Source organism: Stieleria sp., assembly GCF_041595215.1.
GTDB lineage: Bacteria > Planctomycetota > Planctomycetia > Pirellulales > Pirellulaceae > Stieleria > Stieleria magnilauensis.
The window spans coordinates 1-6701 of sequence record NZ_JBFHKV010000410.1 but is presented as its reverse complement, the minus strand read 5'-3'; the positions used below and the strand labels follow the sequence as shown (position 1 = coordinate 6701).

General features: G+C 60.8%; 4 protein-coding genes. 3 read left to right on the top strand and 1 reads right to left on the bottom strand.

Going from position 1 to position 6701, the window contains the following annotated elements; all coding sequences use genetic code 11:
- Positions 1-2301, top strand: a 2301-nt coding sequence (locus ABX749_RS16545; RefSeq protein WP_372896943.1) for a DUF6797 domain-containing protein, incomplete at its 5' end; no start/stop codon positions are given.
- A 40-nt stretch (positions 2302-2341) separates the two neighbouring features.
- On the opposite strand, the gene ABX749_RS16540 is transcribed toward ABX749_RS16545, so the two are convergent.
- Positions 2342-3652, bottom strand: coding sequence for a PQQ-binding-like beta-propeller repeat protein (locus ABX749_RS16540; protein WP_372896942.1), 1311 nt, complete (start codon positions 3650-3652; stop codon positions 2342-2344).
- A gap of 205 nt (positions 3653-3857) precedes the next feature.
- On the opposite strand from ABX749_RS16540, the gene ABX749_RS16535 reads away from it, so the two are divergent.
- Both ABX749_RS16535 and ABX749_RS16530 read left to right on the top strand, forming a co-directional pair.
- Positions 3858-4700 (top strand): hypothetical protein, encoded by an 843-nt coding sequence (locus ABX749_RS16535; RefSeq protein ID WP_372896941.1) that lies wholly within the window; start codon positions 3858-3860, stop codon positions 4698-4700.
- Positions 4701-4917: 217 nt separating this feature from the next.
- Complete coding sequence (locus tag ABX749_RS16530; protein ID WP_372896940.1) at positions 4918-6285, top strand: right-handed parallel beta-helix repeat-containing protein; 1368 nt, start codon at positions 4918-4920, stop codon at positions 6283-6285.
- Positions 6286-6701: the final 416 nt, after the last annotated feature.

The window sequence follows — 6701 nt, the reverse complement described above, 5'->3', positions numbered from 1 at the left end:
CCTCCAGGCCGACTTCGTGGACCTGCACCGGTCCGCCATCGCCCTTGGAGCGAGATGGACTATGGACCGTTCCTGACGCGGACCTATGAAATCGCGAGTGAATTTTCCAAGCCACGACCGGAGGTCACCGACGAAGACCGTCAGCGGGGTCGGCGTGAGAATCGCCCCGCCGAACGGACGTGGCCGCCGGAAACCAATTTTGCTTACAAGGGCATCGCGATACAGCTTGATGCAACACCGGGCGGCGTTGCCCGCGGCTCACACTTCCTGGCGTTTGAACATGACACGATGCGGGTCGCGGGTGCCTGGATGGGAACCGGGGTCATCGATTGGGAAGGCATCCTGCTGGACGGAAAACACTGGCGATCACCGCGGACGGTCGGTGAGCTGCATTTCCAAAACCTGCCGGGCCCGGGCTGGGCCGATCCGTTGACCGGTTCGTTCGACGACACACGGCAGCTTGCACGCGACGGGCAGGCGTACGGCCCGTTTCCAAAGTCGTGGATGGATTACGAGGGCTTGTACAAGCACGGCAACCGCGTCGTGTTGTCCTACACCGTCGGCGACGCAGCGGTGCTGGAGTCGCACCGCGTTACGGAAGAACAGGGACCGGGACCGTTCGACGTTCCCGTCACCTGGGTACGCGTCTTGAACATCGAAAAGTCGTCACACGATCTGGCGATCCGAATCGCTCCCCAAGACACCGTCGCCGTCGCCATCCATGGTCCCAAGGCGTTGAAAACGGAAGACGTCGACGGGCTGACCATCCTGAAAATCCCTGCGGAAAGCACGCCCGTTGATTTGGAGCTGCACGTTGCGCATCGTGGAATGAAGCCGTCCTTCAAGTTTTCGGGCGTGCCGGAAGACTTGCGGCCACTGACCCGTGGCGGTCCGGCCCAATGGCCGCAGACGCTGACGACGGAGCCCGAGACCGGCGGGGACGACGGTCCCTTCGCCGTCGACGAACTGACACGCCCGACGAAGAACCCGTGGAAGAGCCGACTGCGGATGTCGGGACTCGATTTCTTTCCCGATGGCAATTCAATGGTCGCCTGTTGCTGCGACGGCGATGTCTGGATCATCAACGGCATCGGCCGGCCCGGCGGATCGCTGCAGTGGCGCCGAATCGCATCGGGGCTGTTTCACCCGCTGGGCATCAAGATCGTCGACGGCAGAATTTTTGTCGGCTGCCGCGATCAAATCGTTGTCCTCCGTGACCTCAACGGCGACGGGGAAACCGATTTCTATGAATGTTTCAACCAGGACCATCAAGTCACCGAGCACTTTCATGAGTTCGCGATGGGGCTTCAAGCCGACGACGAGGGCAACTTGTACTATGCCAAGAGCGCCCGCCACGCGCAAGACTCGCTGATCCCACAACACGGGACGCTATTGAAAGTCAGCGCCGACGGGAACCAGACGACGATTCTGGCCAACGGGTTTCGAGCCGCCAACGGTGTCTGCCTCAACCCCGACGGATCGTTCTTTGTCACCGACCAAGAAGGCCACTGGACGCCGATGAACCGAATCAATCGTGTCGTCGAAGGCGGATTCTACGGCAACATGTACAGCTACGGTGCACCCGATGACACGCGGGATTCGGCGATGCAGCAACCGCTCTGTTGGCCCAACAAGTCCTTCGATCGCTCACCCGCGGAACTGCTCTGGGTCGAAAGTCAGAAATGGGGTGACCTCGATGGTCGGCTGTTGAGCCTGTCCTACGGCTACGGCAAAGTCTTCGTCGTGCCGCATGAACAGATCAATGGCCAGTGGCAGGGCGGAATGTGTCGGTTGCCGCTTCCCGAATTTGAGACCGGCGTGATGCGCGGCCGCTTCCATCGTGACGGGCACCTGTATGTCTGCGGCATGACGGCCTGGGGCAGCAGCCAAACGGCCAGCCCCGGCGGGCTGTACCGGATTCGGGCGACCGGCAAACCGATGCACCTGCCGACCCAAATCCACGCCAACCCAAACCGTCTCACGCTGACCTTCTCCGATCACGTCGATCGCAATGCCGCCGCCGATCCGAACAACTATCTCGTCGAAACATGGGACCTGAAGCGGACGGCCAACTATGGGTCCGACCGCTTCAATGAGCAAACGCTAGACGTCACCTCGGTCGATGTCAGTGACGACGGCAAGACGGTCCAGTTGGTCATTCCCTCCATCGAGCCCACGTGGACGATCCAAATCGCGTACAAATTGCGTGGCGAATCGGGACGATCGTTCGGACGGGTGATCCAAGGCACGATTCATGAACTGGCTGAGTCGCGTTTGAAGACCGAGAAAACGGCAGAATGATGAGCGGCAGCGGTGCTCCGCTTCATCATTCTGCTCCGGATCATTCTGCCATCGCGACCCGCACGAGTTGTTCCTTGCGTCCACCGCCGTCGCCGATTCCGACACGAAAGTAGAGTGATCCGTCGGCGATGGCCGGACTGGCGTAGCAATCGTCGCCGAGTCGGTTCTTGGCGATCTGCACGAACTTTTCGCCCGACGCTTCGAACACGTAACAGTTGCCGGATAGATCGGCGACGTAAACGTTTCCGTTGCACAGCACGGGTGAACCGCTGAAATTTCCGCCCAAACGTTTCTTCCACCGGATCGCTCCGTCCTCGACCGACCAGCACCGCGCGATCCCATCGTCGTCGACGGAAAAGACATGCTGTCCGTCGGTGATCAATGATGGCTCATAGACTCTCGTGCGGTCCGACCAGATTCGCTCGCCTTTGCCGGACAGGCAAACGGTTTCGTTCTCGGGGAATCCGCCGGAAGCAATGATTCGATCCTGCGTCGTCACCACGGTTCCACAAGTTGCTTCGGCGATGCACTCGGTTTCCCACAACGTCTCGCCCGTTGCCGGATCGTAGCTGGCCAATCGATCGCCGCCGGTGATCAGCACTTGGTCCACTCCGCCAACGGTCGCGACGCGGGGACTGGAATAGGAGCTTGCGCTGCCGCGTTTTTTTCGCCACGCGATTTCGCCGGTCTGCACGTCCATGGCCACCAAATAGCCGCCGCCAAAATTATCCGCCGCGACGATGACCAACGACTTGTACAGGACGGGCGACGGGGCGTAGCCGAACTTGGATGCGAACGCGCCGATGTCTCGCTGCCAAATCTGGTTGCCTTCCAGATCCAATGCCGTGACAAAAACACGTTCGCTGTTCAGGTGCGCGGTCACGAGCAGGTTGCCGTCGGTCGCAAGCGTGCCGTTGGCGTTGGTGGCCTTTTGGTGGACCTCCCCACGGCCTGGAAACCCGCCCTTGTGGACCGTCGTTTGCCAGCGTTGGTCGCCGGTGTCGCGATCATAGGCGACGACGACTTGTTCCGATCGGGAATCGATCGCGGAACCGACAACGACCAGGTCACCGATGACAATCGGGCTGCAGTGACCGCGCCCCGGAACCTCGCTTTTCCAGGCCACGTTCGTCGAATCGTCCCAGGTCGTCGGCAACGGTTGGTCGTCCGCCACGCCGTCCCCGCCGGGCCCACGCCACTGGGGCCACTGGCCGGCAAGGCTTGTCAGGTCACGGTCGGTGACCACGACGCCGCTTTCGCTGAGCGAAACTTCGTCTACCGCGGTCTGTTTCCGGCAGCCGACCAACACGACCAGACAAAGAGCAAGAATTGTGGCGAGCGTTTGGTTCATGGATCTGCAACACGGGACGAGGCGGAATAGTGATCGCGACCGGGCAAGCGGCACTGATCTCAGCATACCGAGTTGAACCGAGTCGAGCAGCTGGTTCTTTCAGGTTTGCCTAGCCGGTCCAACGGAGGATGGACTCGATGCACGTCGATGTTCTGATTAGGCTATTGATTCCGACTGCCGCCCGCCTCCACGGACCATCACCTCGATGAACGTTTTTCGAATCGCACTGATACTGGCCCTGCATCTCGCTTCGGGCGTAATCGCCCAGGCCGACGTAACGGACTTTGGCACTTGGTCGCTCGTGGAGGACCCCGCGCATCCCGGATTCAGCGCGACGGCCCTGGGCACCTCCGCCACGCTTTCGGCCGGCGACGTCGCGATTCCCGCCGGAACCGACATCGGCTATCAAAGTGTCAACGGATCGACACCGCAAACTTCGACGAGCGGGTTTTACTTCAGTCCCGACGCCGACTTCTCACTGGCGATCGATTACGCCTGGACCTTCTCCAACAGTCCGTCGGGATTCCTCGGCCTCGGTTTCGGGATCGGCGAAGACGGCGACGGCATGAATTCGGCGGGCGTCACCATGGGAACCTCCGATGGCGCGCCGTTTCTCTCGTTTGTCGGTGCAGCACGGGTCAACGACGTCGACCAATCCGCTGTGCCGCTCGGCGGAAACCCATTGCCGCCCCCCTCGTCTGCACTGGGCACGCTGTTCGTCGCCTATCAAGCGTCCAGCGGCGACGTGATCGTCGGAGCCGCGACAGGCCTCGGCGCGACCGCTCCAACGCTGTCCCACACCTACGCCGGAATTCAAAACCAGTGGTCCGGCGACGGCTTGATGCCAAGCTTCTTCATCCGTAGCGACGACCCGCCGACGTTGAACGCCTGGGGTGGTGGGAATGCGGATGCCATGTTCAGCAACTTTCGCGTGTTAAATGGCAACCCGATCGCGATCCCCGAACCTTCCGCCGCGGTCGCGACCCTGATGCTGACGCCCTTGTTAATCAGCCGGCGGACACGCAGGGACGCTTGCCGTCGTCGGTAAAGCATCAAGTTTGCCGTCCGGATTCAATGCTCCGGTTCCTCGTCCGTCGATCCCACAAACGGATTGGTATGCGAAACGTTTCGCCGGCGATGCTCGGCTCAAAAAGATAGGACGGGATTTCCTGTCGCCCCAACGCTGCCCCCCAGGCTCCCCGCGTCGACGTTCGGATGGCCACGTCAACCTTCATAATCGCCCCAAGTGTTCCCCGGATCCTTTGATGCCCTCAACCACGACCTTGTTCGGCTCGTTCATCCTGACCCTCACACTGACGGGTTTCACCCTCCATGCGGCGACCCCGGCGGGTCTGGTCGGCGATGGCATTGCCGATGACACCGCGGCGATCCAAGCCGCCGTGGATGCGAAAACCGGTTCGATCGAGTTCGGGCGTGGAGTCTATCGGCTCACCAAAACGATCACGATTGATTTGGACCGCGTCGGCTGGACCAGCTTGTCCGGAGAGGGCGTCGCACAGTTCAAAATGGAAGCGGCTGGCCCCGCATTTCGGTTCGTCGGAACCCACGGCGGAACCGCCAGCCCGCCGACGGTCAAGCCGAACGTGTGGGATCGACAGCGAACGCCGATGGTCGACGGCATCGAGATCCTGGGCGGTCATCCAGACGCCTGTGGAATCGAAGCCGACGGAACCATGCAACTGACACTCACTCGTGTCGTCGTCCGTCAAGCCAAGCATGCCATCCACCTGACCGGACGCAATCGCAACGTCACGCTGTCCGAGTGCCACCTGTACGAGAACGCCGGCATCGGAGTGTTCTTGGATCGGTTGAATCTGCACCAAATCAACATCGCCAATTGCCACATCAGCTACAACGCCGGAGGCGGCGTCGTTTCGACAGGAAGCGAGATCCGAAACTTGCAAATTGGAACCTGTGACATCGAAGGCAACATGGGCGATGCGTCGTCCACGCCCACCGCAAACGTCTTGCTGGATTCCACCGACACCTCCGTCGGCGAAGTCGCCATCGTCGGCTGCACCATCCAGCACACACATGATGCCCCCGATTCGGCAAACATCCGTATCAACGGCTGGTCCAACGAGCGCCCCTTCACCGACGAACGCCGCACCGGAAACATTACCATCGCCGACAACGTGCTCTCGGATGTCCAGACGAACATCGACATCACCGGTGTGCGAGGCATCACGATCACCGGCAACACGATGTGGAAAGGTTACACCGCCAATGTCATCGCAAAAAATTGCCGACAGGTCGTCATGACCGGAAACCTGTACGATCGCAACCCCCGCTATCACTATGGCGACGGGTCCAAGGCCAAGCTCGGCGTGATCTTGGAAGACTGCCAGGACGTAACCCTCAACGGCGAGCACTACGGTGGTGAAGTCCTCGAGCATCCAGCCGCCCTACAGCTGCATCGCTGTGACGGAGTGAACATCCATGGTTGCAGCTTTGCACGTCTGTCGCGCGCCGGCATCCTCGTCGATTCCGTCCCGTTCGGCCAAATCTCCGGCTGCTTGTTCACCGGCATCACGGACAAGGCCATCCCAGTCGAACAACAAGGGACCAACGACGTGGACGCCCAAACCAATCGCTTCCGCCGACTGCCGTAGCACCAAGTGGGGTAAGCTTCCAGCTTGCCAAACGCGTTGCCGGCCGACGGGTGGGAAGCTCGCCACACCTTCCAATCCGATTGCACGCAGGTGTCCACCGCATCGCGTAGAGGTCGTGCAGGATTTTAGTCGTTGATCAGAAAGGGTTTTCGCCACTCTCCCCCTGGGCATTGGCATCGGCACAAGTCGCTTTTTGCCCAAAGGGCATGCAGATCCATAGCTTCGCCACGCCTTTTTAATGGACCGCCGGTCGACTAAATGGTATGGGGTCGCGAGGATTCCCAGCGTGCCAGCAGGCGACAGCGTGCCCCATCAACCGACTCAGGAGACGAGAGTGTTCAAGAGGCTTGCCGTGACGAGCGTTGAAAAACAGGGCGTCCGCGTTCGGGTCGGGGCGTTGGGGCTGGCGTTCGCCT

Coding starts and splice junctions, on each gene's coding strand:
- ABX749_RS16530 (WP_372896940.1), top strand. CDS start 4,918: ATGCCCTCAACCACGACCTTGTTCGGCTCGTTCATCCTGACCCTCACA.
- ABX749_RS16540 (WP_372896942.1), bottom strand. CDS start 3,652: ATGAACCAAACGCTCGCCACAATTCTTGCTCTTTGTCTGGTCGTGTTG.
- ABX749_RS16535 (WP_372896941.1), top strand. CDS start 3,858: ATGAACGTTTTTCGAATCGCACTGATACTGGCCCTGCATCTCGCTTCG.